The sequence below is a fragment of the Brevibacillus aydinogluensis genome (genome assembly GCF_961514395.1).
GTDB lineage: Bacteria > Bacillota > Bacilli > Brevibacillales > Brevibacillaceae > Brevibacillus > Brevibacillus aydinogluensis.
This window is the reverse complement of record NZ_OY569118.1, coordinates 727,369-751,037: the sequence shown is the minus strand read 5'-3', so window position 1 is coordinate 751,037 and position 23,669 is coordinate 727,369. Positions and strand designations below refer to the sequence as shown.

Here is a 23,669-nt window from a genome sequence, read left to right as displayed (position 1 = left end):
TGCAAACCTTCTTTCGTACTGTTAGAACAGCTCCAGTTGACGCGGATTCAGACCCGTCGGCCGGACATCCAGCATCTCCATGAACTGCTTGGCGTTGCCGGCCGCGTGCCCTCCCGAGTTGTTGTTAAACAGGATGCACACCTCGGCTGCCTCCCGGGCCACTTCCTGAACGCGCGGCACCCATTCCGCCAGTTCCGCTTCGCTGTACTGATAGAGATAGCGGACATCCCGCCAGTTTTGCCCCTCGCCCGGATTGTTCCAGCCGGAGACGTTACGCCCGTGAAAGCGGATCAGCACCAGCTTGGGATCGGTCACGGCGACGACGACAGGAACGCAACTGCTGCCCGCCTGCGGCTCGTCGCAGATGACGTGGACCGCCCCGATGGTTCTGAGAAAATCCAGAGTCTTTTCACGGTAGCGCGGCTCAAACCAACTGCGGTGGCGGAATTCCACGGCAAACGGATACGTATCCAGCGCCTGTCGGCAGGCCTGGACATACTGCACGTGCTCCCGTGTACAGTCAAACCAGGGGGGATATTGAAACAGCAGCGCTTTCAGCTTGCCCGCCGCCACCAGCGGCTGGATGCTCTCCTCAAACTGGCGAAACAGTTCCCGCCGATCCAGGGGCGCTTCACTTCGTTGGTGGCCGGTCATTGCCTGGTGCGGCTTGACGATGAAGCCAAAGCAGTCCGGTGTTTCACGCACCCATGTCTCGTAATTGCGCTGCGGCAATATGGCATAAAAAGAACTGTCCAGTTCCACGATGGGGAAATGGCCTGCATAGACGGACAGCTTGTCCCGGCTGCGCGTCCCCGGGGGATACAAGTCGTAGTGGTCTCCCCAGCCGCACACTCCCACTTGGATCGAATTCATTCAACACAAACCTCCAACCCCAATGGAGGGAAGAAATGACCAACTGTCTGCGTAACCGGCCCCTGCCTGTACATTCATCTACATTCATGGCGGGACCCCTTTGCGATTAAGCATACCAAACTATGCCTGGAGCGAAAAGTGGCGAATGCCTCCCCGGTTGCCCGCCAGACGGCCCATGGTACAATCATCGTATCGAGTCATGTTTGCTCCTGCAAATTTCGCCACATTCCTAGACGGAGGAAAGCCGCATGTACGACGATCTGATCGGCCGTCCTTTTGCGAGTCAAAACCAAGGTTTGTCTTTTGACCGGCACACAGCCAAACGCCTCCTGGCCGAAGCACAGGAGGCGCTGCCGTATGAGTATTCCGCGCTGCTGACAGGACACGGCTCCATGGTAACCGGTTATTTGCCGATGCGCTCATCCAGCCACGGCAGAAACTCGTTTTCGTGGGACGCCCCTTCCTTTTTTCAGGCGCTTGCCAGCGTGCGGAAGGCAGGCGTGCAGTGGGTCGGCATCCTGCACAGCCATCCGACGAGCCCGCCCGTTCCCTCTAAAGCGGATCAAATCGGCTGGCACTATCCCCAGCTGGCCTATTGGATTCTCAGCTTTGCGGGGGGAATGCCCGACCTGCGGCTGTACCAGTGGTCAGACGGTCGTTTTGTCGAGCGCCCTTACACGCTTGCGGACATTGCCGAAAGCGTCGGGTCCACAGGCGACATGCCGCCGCGCAGTGATTGAATAGCGAGCCACGCCTGATGCGAGCAGGTGATCACGGCTTCTCTTGAAGACTCGGGGTTTCGAGCGAACTGCCGATCGTCCGGATCCTCAGCTTGACGTTTACATCGACGACCATCTGTTCTATAAAGGTTTTGGGGTCGTTCCGAATCGCCTTGTACAGGTCCGGATAGTTCTTCAACCGGGTGGTCAGCCGGAACACGTCCACTTTGTACTTGTCTTTCAGCTTGTTGGCCGTCGTGATCAATCGTTTTTTCAACTCGGCGCCGTACAATCGTTCAGCCTTTCGGATCTGTTCCTGTTTGTCAAAGGAAGCGCCCAGACATTGGTATTCGATCATCTCCGTTTCGAGAAAGAGCTCAAACGTGAGATGCGGCCGGCCATTTTTCATGACAGGTTCCAATTTGCTTCTCCCCCCAGGATCTGAAACGATGTTCTTTTGCCTGCAGAGCACGGGAAGGACAATAGCCCCCGTTCAATTTCATTCCGCAGCAGGGACAGCAACTGCATTTCGTCCGTTGTCAGGGTGCCTACCATTTTTTGATCCGTAAATACGGCTGCATGTCTCATGCTGATTTTATTGGAATCGTCCAAACTCGCTTTTATCAGGATGAACGGCATTTTTCCCCGAACGCTTTTTGAAACTTCCCCCAGGTTGGAATCGGGCATAACCAGCGTCTGCTGGACATTTGCCGCCATCTCCGAGATGTGCAGCGCCGGAGTGGGTTGAGAAATGCTCTGCGTGGTAAAGAACCGGCTAATTGGACCATCCAGCACGACGATTTCCGTGTGGCGGCGCATCTGGGGCAGGCGGGTCAAGAAGTCGTACAGCTCGTTGATGCCGTTTTTCGCCATCGTTTCCCCCACCCCGATCAGCTGCAGGTGGGCCATATTGGGGATGCGATCACTGAGGGCCACGGTCCGTTCGATTGCGTTTGCAAACGACGGCGAGGTGACGACAATGTTGGTGTAGGCTTTCCGGCTGGTTGCCTCCGTACCGCCGCTCGAGCCCAGATTTCCCCCTGCTCCTGCCGGCTCGACTACCTGTACGAGAATCTGGTACATCCGCAGCTGTTTGCCCTTTTCAGTGAGCGGGGGCAGTTCGTCAACGCCGATGCCGACAATGACTGCACGCTTCTCCAGCTCCCGGTAATCCCAGCATCCGGCAAGCAAAAGACCGATCAAAAGGATAACCGTGACGGCTGCAAACCAATTTCGCCGCCGTTTTGTCATGTCACATCACCGTCCTTGCGGGGAGGAGGGAAATGCCCCAGCCTGCGCCGCACGGCTATGCACACCAGCATGATCAACGGGTACGGAATCGTCAAAAACAATCCCACAAGGCCGACCTTGTCCGACCACGTCTGCATGTCGATAAAATTGTCGGGAATCAGCGACAAGATGAAGACCAGCGGCAGCAAGATCACCATCCACCACCGCAGCTTCAGTCGCGGATACGTGCGATGGAACGAAAACGCACTGCTGAAAAAGAAGCCGAGATGGGTGGTGTACGCGAGCGGAAGCCACAGGATAATCAGCAACAATTCGGCCCGCTCCACAAACTGGCGCACCACCTCGATTGTCTTTGCCATGGTCACGACGGGAAAGGTCTGGGACATGGTAACATCCGGACCAAGGGTCACCAGCGTTCCCAATACGAGAAAGGCGTAAAACAATCCCACCGCGACGATCGCAAACGATGTGCTGGCGAAAGCCTTATCCTTGTGGGTGACGAACGGATAGTACAAAAACAACACTTCAAAGCCGAGGTACGAATAAATCGTCTGGGGGAGAGCCGAAATGATGGGAGTGACGCCCTCCTGGAACGGAATGCGCAGTTCGGCCCAGTCGGCGTGCAGATAGGCCAACAGAAAAAACATGACAATCAACAACAGCGTGAAAGGCAATCCCGATTCGAACATGCGGATAATGGGCATCAGCCCGTTCCACGCCGGGTATATGATTACCAGCAGCATCGCACCAATAATCGCTTCCACCGGCGTAAACGGCAGCATTTCGTCCCTCACCACTTCCGCCATGACACGAATGCCGGTCACGGTAAAGAACAGGAAGTACAAGCCCCACAGGATGTTGAACAAGCTGCCGATAATGCTTCCAAACAGCTTGGTATTGTAATCAAACACAGTATCATGCGGAAACATGCGGGCCACCCGGGTGATCAACCACAGCGACAGGATGGCGCACATTCCCGCCAGGATGACAGTCAGCCATGCATCTTCCCGGGCTTTCTCCATCGCGCCTCTGGGCATGATGAGGAACCCCACCCCCACAATAAGGCCGAATGCTAACATGAAAAGTTGAGTCGGACTAATCGCGGGACGCTGTTCCAGTCCTTGCACGCGTGATCATTCCTTTCATGAGGAGATGTTGCCTTCACGTGTTCCGCTTGTCGGGGCGCATCATCGGGGTGTTCTCTCCCTTTTTTGGCTTGCGCGTTTTCAGAAATGCTGGACGCGTATGCAGCTTTTTCATCGGAATGCGAATCAGCATATCCGCCCAGTCGCGCAAACGCAGCGGCGAAAGCGGCGCCAGATAGGGAACCCCGAACGAAACCAGCCTGGCCACATGGGCATGGATGAAGAGCAGGCCCAGGATGAATCCGTAGGTCCCCAATAAACTGCTGCAGATCAGCAGGAAGAAACGCAGGATCCGGTACGTGATGCCGAGATAATACACAGGCGCCGTGAAGGAGGAGATCGCGGTCAACGCGACGATGACGACCGTCACGGGACTGACCAGATTGGCGTTCACAGCCGCTTCCCCAATCACAAGCCCGCCGATGATGCTGACCGCCTGCCCAACCGGTTTGGGCAGCTTGACACCAGCTTCGCGCAAAATCTCGATCATCAGTTCCATGATGAAAATTTCCACCAGAAAGGGAAACGCCACCTTGACCCGAGCGGCGTCCATGGAGATGAGCAGCCGGGTGGGAATCAGCTCCGGGTTGTACGCGACCAGCGACAGGTACAGCCCGGGCGTCGTGATGCTGAAAAACAGGGCGATCATCCGCACGAAGCGGATCAGCGTGGCGTACTGCCAACTGGTGTAGTAATCGTCGACGGTTTCCAGCAGTTGAAAGAACGTGATCGGCAGAAGCAGCACGTGCGACGCCCCCTCGACCATGACCGCCACATTTCCCTCGATCAGATAGGAGCAGGTGACGTCGGGCCGTTCGGTGGGGCGCAGTTGGGGAAACAGGGAGAACGAATTGTTCTCCAGGTATTCCTGAAGCTGCATCTGGCCGATCAGGCTGTCTGTTTCGATGCAGGAAAGACGCCGCCTTACTTCTTCCACGATGCGCGGATTGGCCACGTCCGCGAGGTACAATACGGCTGTTTCCTGCTTCGTCCGTCTTCCCACCACGACGGATTCCACCCGCAGATACGGGTCGCGCAGGCGCTGGCGAACCAGGCCGATATTGGTGTTGAGCGTTTCCACAAAGCTGTCTTTCGGTCCAATGACGCTTTGTTCCGTTTCCGGCGGCTCGATGCTCCGGCCGTTTTCCTTCTTGACTCCAACAGCCAACCCGGCTGTCTCACCGTCCACCAGCAGCAGCGCTTTGCCGTGCAGGATCTGCTCAATCGCGGCCTGCCAGTCCTCTACCCGCAGTATGTCACTTGCGGATATGATGTTCTCCTGGATAAACACGATCAGGCTTTTTTCCTCGTCCTCGGCCAAAGACGTCTCCACAGCAGTCGGGAACATGCCCGCTCTCTGCTGGAGGGGAACGATCACCTGCCGGTTCAGGCGGTCGGAATCAGCCAGGCTGTACAGAAAGAACAGGCTGACATTCCTGTTCATACACGTGAAGTGGCAGGCGGCAAAATCACTGTTGCGGCCGAGCCGCTCCGTCAGCACCTCCGCGTTTTTAACCAGCGACGCGTGAAGGGGCGTCTTCTCGATTGTGTTCACCGCTTGTGTCTCGCGTAACAGGAACCGTTTCGATCTATCCACCGATTTGCGCCAAAACAGGTTGAACTTCATAGGGGGTTCAAACCTTTCCTTCCATTCATTCCCTTCAAGCCTCTATAGTGTTGGCGAAATGCGGTCCAATTATGAATAAAATCTCCGGGATTTATGCATGCTGCTTCGATTCCCATTACGGGGCCTGCACGTTGATAAACAAAGTTGGAGTAAAGCATGATGCTTGGAGGGATGGCACCTTTGCCGACCTGCTAACAAAAGCAGGCTTCCCACCTGCGAGGGAAACCTGCTTCAGACCGAAGACAAACTGTACTGTTTCGTCGAGGTTCCGCAAGGAAACGATCTATCCATCGTTGTCAGGCCGAAAGGCCTGTACATTCATCAACCGAAGCTGAAGACAACGTACATCGCATGGAGGGATGGGCCAAGCGAGCTCCTTTGACGACCTGCTCAGCGGAAAAACGAAAGACGCGGGGAAAAACAGGGGGCACAAGTCTCACCTCGTCGAAAACACCCGGATGTTTGCCCCCTGCCCGCGTCCCGTTTTGGAGCGGACAACATCCACTTCTATGCTGGGCGTCAAGAGAGCGAGCGAGCCCGATCACCCATGCGCCACGGACGTTGTCTACATGCTGAACAGCCTTCCTCCTGCGAGGGAAACCTGCTTGTGATGTACGTAATCCGATGAACGTATTGAAAATGTCCCAACCCTGTCAAGGGAGAGTCTGGTCTATTGTTCCGCTGCGGAACTTGACGGACGTTGGGCTTGGTCCGCAGTCGGGAGCGGCTCGGCCGCGGCCGCAGCCTGCTGAGCCGCCGGCTGCGTCACGGGCGGGGCCTCCGGTTGGGACGGCTGCATAAAGCTGGCGATCATTTTGTTCATGTCCAGTCCGGAGACGTCCTTCAACATTTCCGGAAGTTGGGCCATCAGCTTGGTCACGTTGCCGCTCAGCCGATTCACACCGTCGCCCTGCCCGCCGCCGGTGTCGATGATCGTCACCTTGTCAATCGCTTTCATCGGCTCGGCCACCTTCGCAGCCAATTCAGGCAGCATCTTGGCGATGATGTCCAGCACGGCTGCCTGTCCGAACTTTTCGAACGCTTCGGCCAATTTCTCCTTCCCTTCCGCCTCCGCTTCCAGTTTCAGGCGGGTAACCTCCGCCTCGGCGCTGCCTCGTGCCTTTTCCGCCTCGGCGATGGCCAGACCTTCCAGCCGCTTCTGTTCAGCCAGCGCTTTTGCTTCTGCCTCGATCCGATACTTCAGCGCGTCGGCTTCGCGGATTTTCTTTGCCTTCTCCGCTTCCGCCGCCTGTTCCACGGCATATCGTTCGGCGTCTGCCTTTTTCTTCACTTCGGCGTCGTACTGCCGCTCGCGGCGCAGGATTTCCTTTTCCTCCAGCTCGATTTGCTTTTGCTTGCGGACGAGGTCGATTTTCATCTCCTCTTCCGTCACCTTTTGCTTCGCGACGGCTTCCTGCAGCTTGTAGGCCTGGTCGGCGACGGCTCTCGCCTTGTCCTGCTCCTGCTTGAAAGCGGCGATCTTCAGTTCCTTGTCCTTCTCGGCCTCGGCGATGTTCGTCTCTTTCAGCAGTTCCGCCTTGCGCGCCTCTTCTTCCGCCTGGGCCTGGCGAATGCGCGCTTCCTTGTCCGCTTCTGCCTGAGAAATCATGGCATCCCGCTTGACGGCCGCAATCTGCGGAATCCCCAGCGCCGCCAGGTAGCCGTTTTTGTCGCGCACATCCTTGATCGTGAAGCTGACCACGGCAAGCCCCATCTTTTTCAGATCCTTGGCGGCGACCGCCTGCACCTCCTGGGCAAAGCGCTCCCGGTTTTTGTAAATCTCCTCCACCGTCATGCTTCCCAGGATGGCGCGCAGGTAGCCTTCCAGGACTTCCTGTGCCTCCGCTTTCAGCGCGTCGTCCGACTTGCCCATGAACTGCTCGGCGGCTGTGGCAATGTCCTCAATCGACCCGCCTACCTTGATAATGGCGACACCGTCTGCCATCACCGGAACACCCTGCTCGGTGTACACTTCCGGTGTGGAGACGTCCAGCTTGTGGGACAGCAGGCTGAGGAAGTTGGCCTGCTGGAAAATCGGCAGGATGAAGGCGCCTCCGCCCCGGACGATTTTCATCTTGCGGCCGGATTCATCGCTGAGCACGTTTTTGGTGCCCAAAAAGCTGCCGGTCACGATCATCGCCTCATCTGCGCCCACGGTCTTGTACCGGGCCCAAAAAGCGATGCCCAGCACCACGAAGACGCCGACAACGACAGCGACGGTGACAAGAATGGTCGATTCCATCAAAGCATGGCCTCCTTTTCGTCAAATTGGGGAAATGGTGTGACATACAAAACGTGGTCACGCACCTCTACCACCACGACTCGCGTCCCTTCCCGGATCGGTTCACCATCTACGCTGGCAGCCATGTGGTGGGTAGTGCCGGCCACCATGACAATCAGCACTTCTCCCAGACCGCCCGAGGGGATCGATGTCCATACTTCGCCAATTTGGCCGACGAGCTGCTGCATCGAGTAACCTGTCGTGTTCTCCGCCTTCGCCATCGGCTCCACCCAGACGAAATACGCCAGAACTGCCAACGCCACTCCCGCCAAAGCAGCCAAGCCGAGCACCGTCCACGCGGAAAAGGAAGTCAGACGGGTCAGGAGCAAGCCCGCAGCGCCAAAAGCGGTAATCCCGCTGACCAGCAGGACGGGCTGCAGCACCGGCAGCTGGAGCTGTTCCAGCCAATCGGAGACAGCATCGCCAAAAAACAATGTCGTCAACGTATAGACAAGGCCAAATACGATGCAGATGAGGTAGACGGTATCCATCACGCCCATGTTTGTCACCCCTTTCCATTCCTGTCACCTCTTTCATACGAATGGATAGGCCAAATGTTTCGATTTTTCGGCATGATTCTTCACCGACAGGGGGACAAACGTACCGGTGCCGCCTTTTTGATCGCCTCCGCCAACCTGCGTATCCCCTCCTCCAACGCCTCACTGCTCTCCCACGAATACGTCAAACGCATCCAGCCGGGCTCCGCTCCAAACACCTCGCCAGGCGTCATCAACACGCCGGCCTGGATCGCCGCCTCCAGCAGGTCCAGTCCGTCAATGGGCGTGTTCAGTCGGCACCAGATGTGGCAGCTGCCCGCCGGCACGTTCCACGATGCCTCCTGCCTCAGGTGCGTATCCAGTGCGGCCAGCATCCGGTCCCGCTGGGCGGTGAGAAACGGACGCAGCCGCTCCATCTGCCGCTCCCACAGCCCGCCTTCCAGAGCCAGCCGGGCCAACTGCTGCGATACCGAGCTGGTGCCGTAGTCCATCTGCTGTTTGGCGTCAGCCAGCCGTTCGATGACTGCACGCGGCCCGACCAGCCAGCCGATCCGGAGTCCGGACGCGATCGTCTTGGACAAACTGCCGACGTACAGGACGGAATCGCCGCTGTCCAGCGCCTTCAGCGGCAGCGGCGGACGCTTGTCCTCGTCCAGAGCGAGCGCTCCGTATGCGTCGTCCTCCACCACCGGAATCCGCAGTTCGCGGCAGACGGTCAACAGCTGCCGGCGACGCGCTTCACTCAGCACGGTGCCGGTGGGATTGTGAAAAGTGGGGTTGAGAAACACCATGCGAATCCGGTGTTTTTTGTACAGCGTCCACATCTCGTCAGGAATCACCCCATCCGCGTCCATCGAAAGCTGGTAGAGGCGAAGGCCCGCCGACGCGAACAAGGGCAGCGAATAAGTGTATGAGGGTCCCTCCATGGCGATGGCATCGCCCGGGGCCAGCAGGCAGAGCGAAATGAGATGGAGCGCCTGTTGAGCGCCCGAGGTAATCAGGATCTCTTCGGAAGAGACAGCAATCCCGTAATGGGTCCGCAGGTGAGCAGACACGGCTTCGCGCAGCTGCGGCTCCCCTTTGGGATGGACGTACCCCAAATCGATAGCCTCCATCTTCCCCCCGGTCAAACGCTCAAACTCCAGTGTCGGGATCATTTCCGTCGCCAGTTCTGCCTTGGCCAGATTGATGATCGCCGGATTCCACCCGGCTTCGCGGATTCGCCTGACGAGCGGCAGCGCCGGCAAAAACGCCCCGCCGGTGGTGTACTGGTGCCAGTTGGGCACTTTTTGCACGCCCCACAGGTGCCGGCTGACCCACGTCCCGCTTCCCTGCAGGGACTGGATCAACCCGGCGGCGCGCAGCTCCTCGTAAGCTGCCGAAACCGTCCCCCGATTGACGCCGTACTGGCGGGCCAGCGTCCGCTCTGGCGGCAGCGGAGCCCCCGGCGGCAGCGCCCCGCTGACGATCTCATGTTCCAGATGCGCTGCAATCTGCTTGTAGACCGGCATTTCCGCATGCTTGTCCGGCTTCCAATCCATGTCACATTCCCTCCCGTGGCCCTCGTTTCGTTTCTTGTTCTCTCGTTCGACAAATTGGCCTATCAACCCTGCGACCAATTGGCTCAAGACTTTTCACGCAGCCTCCCCTACCATGGAAAGTGCCAGAGCATGCTGAGAAAAGGATGGGATCATCATGAAAATTCAAGTCCGAAGCCGGATTCGTCAACCTTCGTCACGGGAAACCTCAGTTCAACGGCAGGAACGTGTGGGCCTGGCCTGGGGACTGCTCGGCGTCTTCAGCTTCAGCCTGACGCTTCCGGCCACCAAGGCAGCCTTGGCCTCCCTCTCTCCGCTCACCGTCGGGCTGGGGCGGGCGCTGGTTGCCGCTGTGCTGGCCGGAGTGGTGCTGCTGCTAAAGCGGGAGCGGGTACCAACCTGGCAGGAAACCAGGCAGCTTTTGATCGTCGCCGCGGGAGTGGTCGGCGGCTTTCCGTTTTTATCCGCCTGGGCGATGGAACGTGTACCGGCCACCCACGGCGCAATCGTACTGGCGCTGCTTCCGCTGGCGACTGCGGGAATGGCTGCGTTTTTCGCCGGGGAGCGTCCTTCTCGGCGGTATTGGCTCTCCAGCGCGGCGGCCTGTCTGACGATCCTGGCGTACGCAGCCGGCACCGGACTGGGCGGACTGCAGCTGGCCGATCTGGCGCTGCTCGGTGCCGTGCTCGCCGCTGCCGTTGGCTACGCCGTGGGCGGACAGCTGGCGCGCACGATGGGCAGCTGGCAGGTGATCAGTTGGGCACTGGTCTTTTCCTTGCCACTCCTCGTCGTCACCATGACCGGCCCGCTCATCTCCGAACTCCGTAACGCCTCATGGAGTGCGTGGCTGGGTTTTGGCTATGTCAGCGTGGTCAGCCAGTATCTCGGTTTCTTCGCCTGGTATCACGGCCTGGCTGTTGGGGGCGTGGCTCGTGTCGGCCAGACGCAGTACCTCCAGCCGTTTTTCACGATTGCCGCTTCTGCCCTGCTGTTAGGCGAATCCATCACGCTGGGGGCTATCGCCGCTGCCGTCATCGTCGTAGCCGCCGTAGCCCAGGGACGCCGTGCCGCTGTCATGCGCATCGAGCGGTCGTGAATGAGATCGCAGCAAAAACGAAAACGGTTTGCTCGCGTCCATCATTGTCTGGCCGGGTCATTTGGTCCCAAGCCCTTGATCGACTGGACCGCCGCTGCATCCAGTTTCTTCAGAAGGGCGACGAGGAGTTTTACCGCATGGTCCAAATCATCCCGGTGGACGACGGAGACGTGGCTGTGAATGTAGCGGGCCGGCACGCCGATCACCATGGAGGGGATGCCGTTGTAAGCGGTGTGAATCTTTCCGGCGTCGGTGCCGCCGCCCGGCATCACGTCGATCTGAAACGGGATGTTGTGTTCCCGCGCCGTCTCGATGACGAAGTTTCTGAGCTTCAGATGGGGAATCATCGTTCGATCCAAAAATCCCAACAGCGGCCCTTTGCCCAATCGGGTCCGCCCGTCCTTTTGGGCCATGCCCGGCGTATCCCCGGCCACGCCGACATCCAGTGCAAACGCGATGTCCGGCGATATCTTGTGCGCCAGCGTCTCGGCGCCGCGAAGTCCCACTTCCTCCTGAACGGTGGCGCCGGCGTATACGGTATTGGACAGGTTTTCCTGTTGAATCTGCTCCATTACTTTCAGCGCGAGATAACAGCCTGCCCGGTTGTCCCATGCTTTTGCCAGCAGCAGTTTGGGGTTGGGGAGGACTTCAAACGGACACACGGGAACCGCCGGGTCCCCCACCTGGACGCCGAATTTCTCCGCCTCCTCCCGGCTGGACGCTCCGATGTCGATGAACATGTTGTCGATCTCCAGCACGTTCCTGCGCTCTTCCAGGGAAAGGACGTGAGGCGCTTTGGAACCAATCACCCCGGTCAGGTCACCTGCGCCGGTCAGCACTTTCACCCGTTGGGCCAGCATCACGTGTCCCCACCAGCCACCGAGCGGCAGAAACCGCAAAAACCCGTCATCGGTGATGTGCGTAATCAGAAACGCCACTTCGTCAAGATGCGCCGCCAACAGGATTTTTGGTCCCGAATCCCCTTTTTTCCCGACGATGCTGCCCAAGTTGTCGGTAATCAGCTCCGCTTGCAGATCGGCCAGGTGTTTTCGCATCACCTCGTGGATGCGCACCTCAAATCCGGGCGGCCCGGCCGTCTCCGTCAGTTCCTTCATCAGCAGCAAATCCTTCTCCAAAACCCATACCTCCTTTTGGCACCTCATAGTCGTTGACTTCCCCATTTGGTCAGCCGCCATGTTTACCGACACGTGTTTCCCTCCTATTGTCACCCTGTCGTGCGGAGGTTCATTCCGGTCCAACTGCTGATTCCGACAAAAAAACCCTTCCCGGTTTCGGAAAGGGCTCGTATCCATTACTCATTTTTCATATTTCTCTTTTCGTTCAAACCAAAATCTAAATAGAAACGGAGAAAACATAATCAGCAGAGGAACCCAGACTAAAACAGAATCAAGGATCCGATCAAGTATCTGAGAAAACATGCAGAACCCCTCACCCCCGGATTGGTAAACCTGGCACCGCTTCATTCCTGTTGGGAATGGCTGCCGATGTAGCCGGGGATGTACCCCGTTTTCGTCAGCGCCTGGATCACCTGCTCGCGACGCAGCGGATTGTACTCCGGACACGTGCAAAACTCCTCCACCGGCACCCACCCGGCCCAGTCAATCTCTTCGTCGTCCAGCCCGCCGGGGATAGGCGCCGTCTCCTCCCCGACCAACCGGGCCAGTACACCGATGCCAATCGTGTGCTTGCCTTCACCGGCGGTATCAATCCGTTCATCCACCCAGAGCATCCGCTCAAACTCCACCAATAGGCCAGTCTCTTCCCATACCTCGCGCCGCACCGCCTCCGGAATGGTCTCCAGAAACTCCACGCTGCCGCCGGGCAAGCTGTAACAGGGCTTTCCGTCGCTTTTTTCCCTGATCAACAAAATCGCGCCCTGGTGTTCCACCACGACGGTGACCCGCATACGAATTGCTTTCATTCCGCTCGCTCCCTTTTATAAGACAGGGGGACGCGTCACATCCAGAGAATTGACTCCGGTCTCCGCAAAGCGTCTCTCCAGTGCGTCAAGTCCTTCGTTCGTTACAAAAGCGGCCTCCGATTCGGAGATGGCGTGCAGCATCATCATCCGAACCACATCGCTCCCATTGGTAAACAGCTCAAAGCCGTCCGCTTCAAAATAAGGGGGCGTGGCCAGCGCCCAACGCAGGCAGGAGCCCTCGGCAATGGGTTCCCGGAGCAAAAAGACGTCCCCGTCCCCAAGCCGCCTTCCCTGTTCGCGCCACAGCCGGGCCACCTGTCCGGCCACGTGTCCGAGGTGGGTGACCATCGCAGGGGTGAACCGGTAGGAATAGAACACGCACTCCGTTCCTCCCGTTTGATGCAGTTCCAGCGTCGCGTAGGTCCACCAACCCCGTTTGCGCGTAGCCGGATAGACGGCGATCAGCACATCCGCCTCTTCGGATTGATACAGTTCTCCCCGGCTGCCAAACGCGTGATTATAATGATGAAGCAGTTGGGTTACGACTTGCATATGTACGTCTCCATTCACAGTTATGTCAGCATCCCCGCGGTCCAGTGTATTCGCTAATTCTAGTATATAGAAAGAAATGCGCCATTTGCCATGCCGAGCGGGGAGAAAATCGCGCATCCGCCCCTCACTATCCATCATCCATCAGGCGGCAACCCTCCAACAAAAAAGAAACCCCATACCAGCAGCGCATCTGCTCGTTGGGGGCAATTTGTCTGTATGGGAGAGGCTCCTCAGGAAGCATCCAGGCAACCCGCTGCTGCACTCCCCCGGAAAGATCATGAATTTTCTGCTTGAACGAAATGTTCAACCCGCCCAAAATCGATTGTTATATTGTAAAATAAGGAAAACCAGGCATTTCGCGGATTCGTCCATATGCCCGAATGTAAGGATGTGCACTCAATCATGAGCGAATTTATTCATACCGTAATGGCTATCGTTGGTTTTTTAATCCTTAAGCACTTTTTTGAAAAGCATCCGCCAAAACCATTAAAATACCATTTATTTGATTTAATTGGCATTGTTTCAATGATTTATCTTTTCAAATTCATATTTAGCATATTTTAATAAAGCTGATTTATAGCGTAACCAATCGGGATATTGGGGGCTCCCAACAGCACACCGGATAACCTCGCATCCGGCCTGCATCATACCGCAACAGTTCAGGATCAAACCGCTTGCGATCAAGCCAAAGGTCTTCATCCTCCGGCCGCAGAATCACCGAACTTTCACTTATTTTTTGTCTTGCTATGTAGCAGGAACAATACCCACCATACAATTAAAAACAAATAACCTATAATTGCATATATAGACCAAATTGCCCCTTGTTGTAATTGACGAATTAAATGTTCAAATTCATTCAATCCTTCTGCCCTTCCAATACTGTTTATCAAAGCAATGAATGGAACTGTTACAGCAAACATAATGGCTAAAATGGACAACCTTGTCATTTTCTTTCGTATAACACCAAATATTGCAGTCACTAATGTTGTTGATAAAATTAAGTAATAAATTACCCAAAACCAATCAGGAAGAGTCTCCCAATTCATTTTTCCACCTCTCTATTTGCAGCAATGTTTCCAGTCAAACCGATGTGTGAGCCCTGCCAAATGGAGCAGCGATTTGCAAAATAAAGGAGCGCCTTCTGGAGTATCAACGGGGTAACGTTCAAGGCAGGCAGCAATAATCTTACTGTAAGATCAAGGTATGGGGCCGGGAATCTGTGTTAGCAAAAAAGTTTTGTCCGTAAAGTGTCCTGGCGTAACACGTTAATCCGTCTAGTCGTCAACCGGTCGCCCTCTTAAAAAATTTTCGACTGTACGGTATCTATCTGTTGACACGCTCAACAGCAGGCGGCTTCCGACACCACATACCTTGAGCTGGCTTTACACCAGCTTTGGAGAATAAACCTCGTCGCCACGGTTTATTCCCCAAAGCTAGTGTAAAACACTAGCGCATGTATTGTTCGACAAACGGAAATTCAAACTCCGCGCGATGGTTGGCACTGTAAATCAAAGAAGAAAGAAAGTTTACCTTACGCTGCATTTTCAACGCTGTCTCACGGACATGATCCGGATTGAACAATGCACGACGATCAATGTAAGTCTGCATTGCCAGGTTACACCTGTAATGACATTCGCTCCCGACTCAAGTGCTATAGTATAATTTTATTAAACTTACAAATTTGCCGATAAACATGCCGAAAATTATTATACCAAATTATAGAAACAATGAAAATGCATAGAATCATAAAATAATGTTTCCAATGATAAGGCAGGCTTGACGACGTGGAGGGGTGGTTTCCCGCCCCCAACGACTCTAACGCCAGCTTGACGGCACCCGACAGGCCAGTAAATTACCGCAAGCTTTCCCGTCTTTTCTGTCACGCACTCCTTTTCTTCATCTTCACGGTTTTCGTCGCCTGTTCCCACTCAACGTCCAACGCGAGGATGGCAGCCAACTCCCGCGCAGGGGCATACGCTGTTCCGTTTTCGATGCTCTCCGTCAGGTCTTGGCCGTTCACCTTAACCTGCCTGGTGGTTGCATTCCACTCCACTGTGGCGCCGACTGCCTCGGCCACGGCCCGGATCGGAAGCCACGATACGCCGTCACGCAGATAACCCTGAACCGGCAGGAGACTGCCGTTTAATTCGATGGACACCTTTTCCACAGGCTTTGCAGGTGGAATGTAGGGCACTCCGATGTAACCGCAAAAGGCCTTAACCACTGCTTCTGCGTAAGTTTTCCAGTTATCTCTTAGCTTTTTTGCATCGACGGGATGGTCAATAAATCCATATTCCAGGATAATCGTTTCCACTTTTCCAGTATCCCGGTGCATGAAAAAATAATCTTTCCCCCCAGGTCCCACCTTGGTGTATATTTTACGAATTTTCTGACCACAATCTGCAACAGCTTGGGCAAGCAGTTTGGGAAGGGTATCTTTTGCGAAAATGGAGTAGATCGCCTCAACCCCCTCTCCCCCACCGGAGTTAATATGGTTGGAAATACAGTAGGTGGCACCGCTGTCTCGTACCAGCTTCGTGCGTTGTGACGGCGTGAGGGACGTATCTGTTGTTCGGGTGAGCACAACAGGAATACCCAACGCGTGGAACCGTGCACTTTGGTAGGTGCTGATCTGCAAGGTGAGGTCCTTCTCCCTTAGACCGTTCCCCATTGCGCCCGGATCAGTCCCGCCGTGACCGGGGTCGATAATCAAAATGGGTGTTGTCACACGTTTTCACCCCCTCCGATTATCGTATTCACAAAGCTTGTACTGTTCGATTATTCGCATCCGTTCCATGCAGTAATTCCGCTCATGCAGTGCAGTATGTGCGTGGAAATAAAAAAAGAATCCGCATAAAAAATATACGGATTTCATCATGGATGTAATGTTTCGGTTTCATCTTCTTGGTATGATCGGCAGAATAATGCAAGAAGGATGTTCGGCATCATGAAAGACGGTTTGCCGCGCGATCACAACATCCTCAGCCCGATCCTCACCGAATTGTCTTCCGGTATTGGGATTTCGGTCCCAACGCGGAAAATTACTGCTCGTTATATCCAGGCGGATTCGATGTCCTTTTTTGAATACATTGCTTGTTGACCATAAATCGATTTCATATAAATAAGCTTTTCCAGGCTCGATTAAGCTTGGAGCCTCTCCTTTGGCAGCATTCCGATAACGGGCACGGATAATGCCGTCTGTTAGATTTTGTGCATACCCGTCGGGATGAACATCTACCAATCGTGCGACAAAATCTGTATCTACGGCACTTGAACTTGCCCACAGTTTCACTTTAACCGGTCCCGTAACTTCTACATCATTTTCTAATACGGGGGTTGTATAAACCAATACGTCATTGCGTAATTCAATCTCTCTCTGATCAAATGCACCGCTGCTGAAATCGGGAGGCATCATGATCGCTCCGCCTTTCGTTATGACCGGATTCAACGGATCATACGTATAATGATCGGCTGGCTCTTGATCTGGCATGATTGTACTAAGCACGCCATCGCCGTGAAGCGTATTCGCATGTCCCTGGCTGTGCAAGTAGTACGACGTATAATTTGTCCGGGCAAGCGGCCATTCATATTCATCGCGCCAAACATTCTCGCCCATCACAAATATCTTGACAGGCGCTTCATTGATGATACCGGTGTCCTTTCCTTTTACGAAATGATCAAACCATCGCAACTGGAGTCCGGCCATATCCGCGACAGCGTAGTTTGCAGCCAATCCAAAATTTATTTCGCCAGCTTGATGACTGTGATCCAAATGCATCCATGGCCCGATGACTAATTTGCTCTGCCGAGCTTCCGGACTGCCGCCTTTGTTACGCATTTTAAGAAAATTTTCTATGGTTCCTTGCAAAAATATATCGTACCAACCTGCAATGTTGAGTGCAGGGACTGTGAATTTGTCATATTTCCCCTTCAACGATAACGCATCCACATAATCTTGATCCATGCCGCGCTCAACATGTTCAAGAATGAAGGGAGCCACTTTATTTCGGGCAAAGGGAGCAAACTGTTTCAATGGCAGTGTTTTCATCTCCGTTTTTAGTTGATCAATATCTGAAACTAACTGCGCCAAAGCATCAGCTCGTTCTTGCTCATCCGCATAACGTCTTGAGAGCGTGTCCAGATACATTCCTAATTGCCAATAGGACAAAAAGCCGAGTTCAAGCGCTCCTCCCCGGTACATGAATCCATCAAAGGGATCGCTCCAGGAAAAAGAAGGAGTCGCTGCTTTGAGTACACGTGGATTCTTCAGCATGCCTGCCCACTGTACAAATGCGGAATAAGATTCACCAAACATGCCAACTTTACCGTTGCTGTAAGGAAGCGTGCTTGCCCATTGAATGGTCTCAAAGGTATCAGAAGCTTCTTGTTTACTGGTCGAAATCAGCTCCCATTCTCCCTCAGAAGCGAATCTCCCCCTTGTATCCTGAACGATGACCACATATCCCTGCCGAACTGCACGGGAAATATCATACAATCCAAAAGAAATGGGGGGAGTATCTTTATTATAAGGATGGCGATGGAGCAGAACGGGCCATTTTCCTTCCTGATTGGGCCGATAAATATTAGCGCGCAACACGATTCCGTCTCGCATCTCAACGGGAACATCAAATTCTGCAATCATCTGGTTTTCCAATTGTTCTGACATATCGAGCACTCCTTTTTCATTGCATGAACCCTGCTCGCAAAATGGGCATCTGACTCTCGGTCACATACCACAATTTGTTACCTTCTTGAGGCGATAAATAAATCTCTCTGCTTGGCATTTCCGGGCTGATCTGGTAGCCGTTCTCCTCAATCCAAGATCCCAGATCAATGCTCACTGGCGTATCCATGTCTGGACGGCTTATATGGGTCACCGCCGCAACGGTCAATTCCGGCAGCTCCATCGTCCGAAAACGAGCTGTGTCCTGAAGCTTGCGCGGGATTGGGCAAGCTATTTCCAGATCGATGCTGCTTTCACATTCCGGACAACCATGCCACATCACGATATGGGGGACAGGAAGCGGAATTCCATTCCATTTTAAATATTCATCGATTTCTTCGAATAACCCGGGAATATTTGCCCTGCTTGTGGTTTCTTTCAGCGTTGCAACCATTAAGGGCTCAACCTTCTTAACTACAACCTCACAATGAGAAAGACTGTCACTTTTCCGTTCAATTTGTTCCAGTCTCACCTCAATACGTCGTAAACGCTCCATTTCCGACTGAATCAGCGAGTGAAGTTCCGCCTGCTTGAGTCGAAGCATTCCTCGAATTTCCGCAGTAGATACGTTATCATTCAGAAGCTGTTTGATTTGTTCAAGTGTAAAACCGAGGTCCTTAAACGCCAGAATTCGGTGCAGATCAAGCAGCTGTTCGCTCTTGTAGTAACGGTAACCGCTTTGCTGATCCGTGTAGGCAGGTTTTAAAAGATCAATTTGATCATAAAACCGCAGCGTTTTAGCAGGCACCTGGCTTAATTTTGAGAACTCGCTGATTTTAAACATGGGGTTCACTCCTTTCCGTACTCGAATTATAAACCTTCCATCCAAGTGGAAAGTCAAGCAATAAAAAATGTTGCCAACCGACAGAAAACGTCAGTTTGCAACAAATGAATGTTCGTCAATGGCTGGATTCCACCATAAAATCATAAATGCCCAAATAAAATACGTGTCCGAGCGACTCGGACATGCAAGTGTCAAAGTCACTGCGAACACGTACGTAAAACATTACCAGGAAGGATTAAGGATTATCCGATAGAACCTTCCATCTCGAACTTAATCAATCTGTTCATTTCTACCGCGTACTCCATCGGCAGTTCCTTGGTGAACGGCTCGATGAAGCCCATGACGATCATCTCGGTCGCTTCTGCTTCAGTCAGACCGCGGCTCATCAGGTAGAAGAGCTGGTCTTCGGACACCTTGGAGACGGTCGCTTCGTGCTCCAGGGTGATGTTGTCGTTCATGATCTCGTTGTACGGGATCGTGTCGGACGTGGACAGTTTATCCAGAATCAGCGTGTCGCATTTGATGTTGGACTTGGAGCCGTCCGACTTGCGGCCAAACTGGGCCAGACCTCGGTAGGTCACTTTGCCGCCGTCGCGGGAAATAGACTTGGAAATGATCGTAGACGTGCAGTCCGGCGCCAGGTGAACCATTTTCGCGCCAGCGTCTTGATGCTGTCCTTTCCCCGCCACCGCGATGGAGAGAACGGTCCCTTTGGCGCGCGGTCCTTTCATGATTACCGCCGGGTATTTCATCGTCAGCTTGGAGCCGATGTTGCCGTCGATCCACTCCATCGTCGCGTCCGCGTATGCGACAGCGCGCTTGGTCACGAGGTTGTAGACGTTGTTGGACCAGTTTTGGATGGTCGTGTAACGGCAGCGGGCGCGCTCTTTCACGATGATTTCCACCACGGCCGAGTGCAGCGAGTCGGTGCTGTAGATCGGAGCGGTACAGCCTTCTACGTAGTGCACAAAGGCGTCCTCATCCACGATGATCAGCGTGCGCTCAAACTGCCCCATGTTTTCCGAGTTGATGCGGAAGTACGCCTGCAGCGGGGTCTCCACCTTCACGCCCTTCGGCACGTAGATGAAGGAGCCGCCGGACCATACTGCCGAGTTGAGCGCCGCGAACTTGTTGTCCGCCGGCGGAATGACGGTGGCAAAGTACTCCTTGACGATGTCCGGGTAGAGCTTCACTGCGGAGTCCATGTCACAGAAGAGCACACCCAGCTTTTCCAGGTCTTCCTGCATGTTGTGGTAGACAACCTCGGATTCGTACTGGGCGGAGACGCCGGCGAGGAACTTCTGCTCCGCTTCCGGAATGCCCAGCTTATCAAAGGTCGCCTTGATTTCTTCCGGCACTTCGTCCCAACTGCGTCCGGTCTTTTCGGACGGCTTGACGTAGTACGTGATGTCGTCGAAGTTGAGGTCATCCAGGTTGCCGCCCCACTTCGGCATCGGCAATTTCAAAAAGATGTCCAGTGCTTTCAGACGGAATTCGAGCATCCACTCCGGTTCGCCCTTGATCCGGGAGATTTCCTCTACGATCTCGCGGGTCAAGCCCTTTTTCGTCCGGAAGACGGAGACGTCCTTGTCGTGAAAGCCGTACTGGTATTCCTGCAATTCAGGGGCTTTCTTCGCCATCCTTACTCACTCCTTTTGTTGAACATGGTGGCTTGACAGCCTGACGGACTTACGACTCTCCGGCCTGTCTGATTCCTTGCTCCAGCGCCTTCCAGGCCAGCGTGGCGCACTTGATCCGCGCCGGAAATTTGGCGACCCCGGACAGTGCCTCGATATCACCCAGGTCGATCGAATCGTCGATCTCCTTGCCCTGCATCATGTCGGAGAAGATGCTCGCCAGTTTCAGCGCCTCTTCCACCGACCTGCCCTTGATCGCCTCCGTCATCATCGAGGCGGATGACATGCTGATCGAGCATCCTTCACCAAGAAACCTGGCATCGACCACCTTGCCCTCCTCCACTTTCAGGGAGAGCGAGATGCTGTCGCCACAGGTCGGGTTATTCAAATTGACTACAAGTCCTTCCGATTCATCCAGCTTGCCGCGGTTGCGCGGCTTCTGGTAGTGGTCCATGATCACGCGGCGGTACAGATCATCAAGAGAAGACATTGCCAAAGAACTCCTTCGCCTTTTTCAACCCCGCCACCAACGCATCCACTTCTTCTTCCGTGTTGTACAGGTAGAAGCTGGCCCGGGCAGTAGCTGTGACGTTCAGCCAGCGCATCAGCGGCTGGGCGCAGTGATGGCCCGCGCGAATGGCGATGCCGTGGCTGTCCAGCACAGTCGCCAGATCGTGTGGATGGACCTCGGCCAGGTTGAAAGTAATCAAGCTGCTGCGGTTTTCCAGTGGGCCGTAAATTGTCAGCCCTTCGATTTCCCGCATCTGCTCCAAAGCATATGCCACCAGTTTTTTCTCATGCCGTTCAATGTTGTCCAGTCCGATTTCCTGCAAGAAGTCGATAGCCGCTCCCAATCCGATGGCACCGGCAATGATCGGCGTTCCGCCCTCGAACTTCCAGGGAAGCTCTTTCCAGGTGGAATCGAAGTGCTCCACAAAGTCGATCATCTCGCCGCCGAATTCAACCGGCTCCATCCGCTCCAGGATCGCGCGTTTGCCGTAGAGCACGCCGATGCCGGTCGGACCGCACATCTTGTGGCTGGAAAACGCGTAAAAGTCGCAGTCCAAATCCTGCACGTCGATCTTTTTATGGGGAGCCCCCTGGGCGCCGTCAACGAACAGCAGCGCACCGTGACGGTGGGCAATTTCGGCGATCTCCTTCACCGGTGTGGTGTCGCCAAGCACGTTGGAGATGTGGTGGATGGCGACCAGTTTGGTGTTGGGGGTAATCGTCTGCTCCACCGCTTCCAGCGTCACCGTGCCGTCCTCTGCCAAGGGAATGAACTTGAACGTCGCGCCGGTCGCCTTGGCCGCCTGCTGCCAGGGAATGAAGTTGCTGTGGTGCTCCACCAGGGTGGTCACAATCTCGTCGCCCGGCTTGAGAAACGTACGGGCGAATCCGTAAGCCACCATGTTGGCAGCGGTGGTCGTTCCCCGGGTAAAGACGACTTCTGCCGCCTCGCGGGCGTTGATGAAGGCGCGGACCTTCTCACGCGCGCCCTCGTATCCGTCTGTCGCCCGGCTGCCCAGCGTATGCACGCCGCGGTGCACGTTGGAGTTGTACTCCTTGTAGTATTTGTCGACCGCTTCGATCACCTGGATCGGCTTTTGCGAGGTAGCCGCGTTGTCCAGATAGACGAGCGGGTGGCCGTTTACCTCTTGGTGCAGGATGGGAAAGTATTGACGAAGCTCCTTGGCGTTCATCAGCCCAACTTCCTTTCGAGCGCCTGGCGCAGCCGGTTCTTCACTTCATCAATCGGAATTTCAGCGACGACCGGTTCCAGGAAGCCCAAGATGATCAAACGCTCCGCTTCCTCGCGGTCGATCCCGCGGGACATCAGGTAGTAGATGCTCTCTTCGCTCACCCGACCCACCGACGCGGCGTGACCCGCTTTCACGTCATCCTCGTCGATCAGCAGAATCGGATTGGCGTCGCCGCGCGCTTTTTCGCTGAGCATGAGAATGTTTTCCGCCTGCTCGCCGTTTGCCTTTTCGGCGCCTTTTTCGATTTTGGTGATGCCGTTCAAAATGGTCGTTGCTTCACCGGTCATAACTGCCTTGCTGACCATGTCGGACTCGGAATGCGTGCCGATGTGCTGCACCTGGGAGGTCAGGTTCTGACGCTGATCGCCGGTTCCCACGGAGACAGTCTTGGTCGCGGCGGAGGAAGCAGTGCCCTTGAGGATGGTCGTGTTGTTGGCGACGGTGTTGCCATCGTTCATCTCACCCAGGATCCACTCCATCTTGCCGTCGCGGTCAACGGTGGCGCGGCGGAACGTGTAGTCGTGGACGTCCTTGGACAGGGAGCGAACGGATGCCACCTGCACGGACGCGCCCGGGCCGACGTACACTTCCACGATGCTGTTGGCCACCATGTTGCGGCCTTCGCCGGAGACGTAGGTATCCACGTAGGTCACTTTGCTGTTCGCTTCCGCCACGATCAGCACGTGCGGGCAGAGCAGCGCGTTGTCGCCTGCCACTTCAAATACGGCCTGCAGCGGCACGTCCAGCTCCACGTTTTTCGGGACGTAGAGGAAAACCCCGCCGTTGACCAAAGCCGTGTGCAGCGCCGTCAGCTTGTGCTCGTCGTACGCCACGACGTTCAGCAGGTATTGCTGCACCAGTTCGCCGTGCTCGCGCAGTGCGGTCGCCAGGTCGGTAAAGATGACACCCTTGCTCTTCAGCTCGTCTGCTGCTGCGTGAAACACAGGGGAGGCGTTTTTCTGCACGATCAGGCTTTTTACCGCGTTTGCGTCGATCTGCGCCTTCACTACGTCGTCCAGTTCGGTTGCGGCAGATACGCGGGCGCTGGTCACAAACGGTTCATACTGATCGAAGTTCCAATTGTCGATTTTCGTTTTCTCCAAAGCGGGCAGCGGCAGTTCGCCCGCCGCCTTCAAACCGGCCAGTCGCTTTTCCAGAAACCAGGCAGGCTCCTGGTTGGCCTTGGAGAACTCGGTGATCGCTTCACGGTCGAAGCGGAGCTGTACATCCACACTCATCTG

21 protein-coding genes are annotated in these 23,669 nt (G+C 55.1%); 2 read left to right on the top strand and 19 right to left on the bottom strand.

Annotated features, from left to right (window positions below; genetic code table 11):
• Positions 1-21 precede the first annotated feature (21 nt).
• Positions 22-873 (bottom strand): DUF72 domain-containing protein, encoded by an 852-nt coding sequence (locus tag Q7F15_RS03585; RefSeq protein WP_171566883.1) that lies wholly within the window; start codon positions 871-873, stop codon positions 22-24.
• A gap of 248 nt (positions 874-1,121) precedes the next feature.
• On the opposite strand from Q7F15_RS03585, the gene Q7F15_RS03580 reads away from it, so the two are divergent.
• Positions 1,122-1,613, top strand: coding sequence for a M67 family metallopeptidase (locus Q7F15_RS03580; RefSeq protein ID WP_171566882.1), 492 nt, complete (start codon positions 1,122-1,124; stop codon positions 1,611-1,613).
• A 31-nt stretch (positions 1,614-1,644) separates the two neighbouring features.
• On the opposite strand, the gene Q7F15_RS03575 is transcribed toward Q7F15_RS03580, so the two are convergent.
• The 7 genes from Q7F15_RS03575 to Q7F15_RS03545 all read right to left on the bottom strand — a co-directional run bounded on the left by Q7F15_RS03575 (position 1,645) and on the right by Q7F15_RS03545 (position 9,934).
• A complete protein-coding gene (locus Q7F15_RS03575) occupies positions 1,645-2,013 on the bottom strand; it encodes a Ger(x)C family spore germination C-terminal domain-containing protein (protein WP_304415121.1) in 369 nt (122 codons plus the stop codon).
• A complete protein-coding gene (locus Q7F15_RS20635) occupies positions 1,998-2,843 on the bottom strand; it encodes a Ger(x)C family spore germination protein (RefSeq protein ID WP_304415120.1) in 846 nt (281 codons plus the stop codon). Before Q7F15_RS20635 ends, Q7F15_RS03575 begins: the two co-directional genes overlap by 16 nt.
• A complete protein-coding gene (locus Q7F15_RS03565) occupies positions 2,840-3,970 on the bottom strand; it encodes a GerAB/ArcD/ProY family transporter (RefSeq protein WP_304415119.1) in 1,131 nt (376 codons plus the stop codon). The genes Q7F15_RS20635 and Q7F15_RS03565 overlap by 4 nt, the downstream gene beginning before the upstream one ends.
• 34 nt (positions 3,971-4,004) lie before the next feature.
• The gene (locus Q7F15_RS03560; protein ID WP_304415118.1) at positions 4,005-5,615 is read right to left on the bottom strand and encodes a spore germination protein; all 1,611 of its coding nucleotides are present in this window, start codon (positions 5,613-5,615) and stop codon (positions 4,005-4,007) included.
• 670 nt (positions 5,616-6,285) lie between these two features.
• Entirely contained in the window at positions 6,286-7,857 is a 1,572-nt protein-coding gene (floT, locus tag Q7F15_RS03555) for a flotillin lipid rafts scaffold protein FloT (RefSeq protein ID WP_253264314.1), read from the bottom strand.
• A complete protein-coding gene (locus Q7F15_RS03550; RefSeq protein ID WP_171566877.1) occupies positions 7,857-8,396 on the bottom strand; it encodes an NfeD family membrane protein in 540 nt (179 codons plus the stop codon). Before Q7F15_RS03550 ends, floT begins: the two co-directional genes overlap by 1 nt.
• A gap of 80 nt (positions 8,397-8,476) precedes the next feature.
• Positions 8,477-9,934 (bottom strand): aminotransferase-like domain-containing protein, encoded by a 1,458-nt coding sequence (locus tag Q7F15_RS03545; protein ID WP_304415117.1) that lies wholly within the window; start codon positions 9,932-9,934, stop codon positions 8,477-8,479.
• A 154-nt stretch (positions 9,935-10,088) separates the two neighbouring features.
• On the opposite strand from Q7F15_RS03545, the gene Q7F15_RS03540 reads away from it, so the two are divergent.
• Positions 10,089-11,027: a DMT family transporter gene (locus Q7F15_RS03540; protein WP_171566875.1), complete on the top strand. Its 939-nt coding sequence runs from the start codon at positions 10,089-10,091 to the stop codon at positions 11,025-11,027.
• Positions 11,028-11,068: 41 nt separating this feature from the next.
• On the opposite strand, the gene Q7F15_RS03535 is transcribed toward Q7F15_RS03540, so the two are convergent.
• The 11 genes from Q7F15_RS03535 to sufD form a co-directional block, all read right to left on the bottom strand.
• Positions 11,069-12,142: a M42 family metallopeptidase gene (locus Q7F15_RS03535; protein ID WP_376717849.1), complete on the bottom strand. Its 1,074-nt coding sequence runs from the start codon at positions 12,140-12,142 to the stop codon at positions 11,069-11,071.
• Positions 12,143-12,507: 365 nt separating this feature from the next.
• Entirely contained in the window at positions 12,508-12,969 is a 462-nt protein-coding gene (locus tag Q7F15_RS03530; RefSeq protein WP_230077374.1) for an NUDIX domain-containing protein, read from the bottom strand.
• Positions 12,970-12,984: 15 nt separating this feature from the next.
• Entirely contained in the window at positions 12,985-13,521 is a 537-nt protein-coding gene (locus tag Q7F15_RS03525) for a suppressor of fused domain protein (protein WP_304415115.1), read from the bottom strand.
• A 725-nt stretch (positions 13,522-14,246) separates the two neighbouring features.
• Positions 14,247-14,567: a hypothetical protein gene (locus tag Q7F15_RS03520; RefSeq protein ID WP_304415114.1), complete on the bottom strand. Its 321-nt coding sequence runs from the start codon at positions 14,565-14,567 to the stop codon at positions 14,247-14,249.
• A gap of 833 nt (positions 14,568-15,400) precedes the next feature.
• Complete coding sequence (locus tag Q7F15_RS03515) at positions 15,401-16,249, bottom strand: N-acetylmuramoyl-L-alanine amidase (RefSeq protein WP_304415113.1); 849 nt, start codon at positions 16,247-16,249, stop codon at positions 15,401-15,403.
• A gap of 168 nt (positions 16,250-16,417) precedes the next feature.
• Positions 16,418-18,187: a CocE/NonD family hydrolase gene (locus Q7F15_RS03510; RefSeq protein ID WP_304415112.1), complete on the bottom strand. Its 1,770-nt coding sequence runs from the start codon at positions 18,185-18,187 to the stop codon at positions 16,418-16,420.
• Between the two features lie 16 nt (positions 18,188-18,203).
• Positions 18,204-19,028, bottom strand: coding sequence for a MerR family transcriptional regulator (locus Q7F15_RS03505; RefSeq protein WP_304415111.1), 825 nt, complete (start codon positions 19,026-19,028; stop codon positions 18,204-18,206).
• Between the two features lie 242 nt (positions 19,029-19,270).
• Positions 19,271-20,668, bottom strand: a complete 1,398-nt coding sequence (gene sufB / locus Q7F15_RS03500) for a Fe-S cluster assembly protein SufB (RefSeq protein WP_171566861.1) — start codon at positions 20,666-20,668, stop codon at positions 19,271-19,273.
• Positions 20,669-20,717: 49 nt separating this feature from the next.
• Positions 20,718-21,155 (bottom strand): Fe-S cluster assembly sulfur transfer protein SufU, encoded by a 438-nt coding sequence (sufU, locus tag Q7F15_RS03495; RefSeq protein ID WP_171566860.1) that lies wholly within the window; start codon positions 21,153-21,155, stop codon positions 20,718-20,720.
• A complete protein-coding gene (locus Q7F15_RS03490; protein ID WP_171566859.1) occupies positions 21,142-22,368 on the bottom strand; it encodes a cysteine desulfurase in 1,227 nt (408 codons plus the stop codon). The genes sufU and Q7F15_RS03490 overlap by 14 nt, the downstream gene beginning before the upstream one ends.
• On the bottom strand, positions 22,368-23,666 hold the full coding sequence (gene sufD, locus Q7F15_RS03485) for a Fe-S cluster assembly protein SufD (protein ID WP_171566858.1): 1,299 nt from the start codon (positions 23,664-23,666) through the stop codon (positions 22,368-22,370). Before sufD ends, Q7F15_RS03490 begins: the two co-directional genes overlap by 1 nt.
• Between the last annotated feature and the right edge of the window lie 3 nt (positions 23,667-23,669).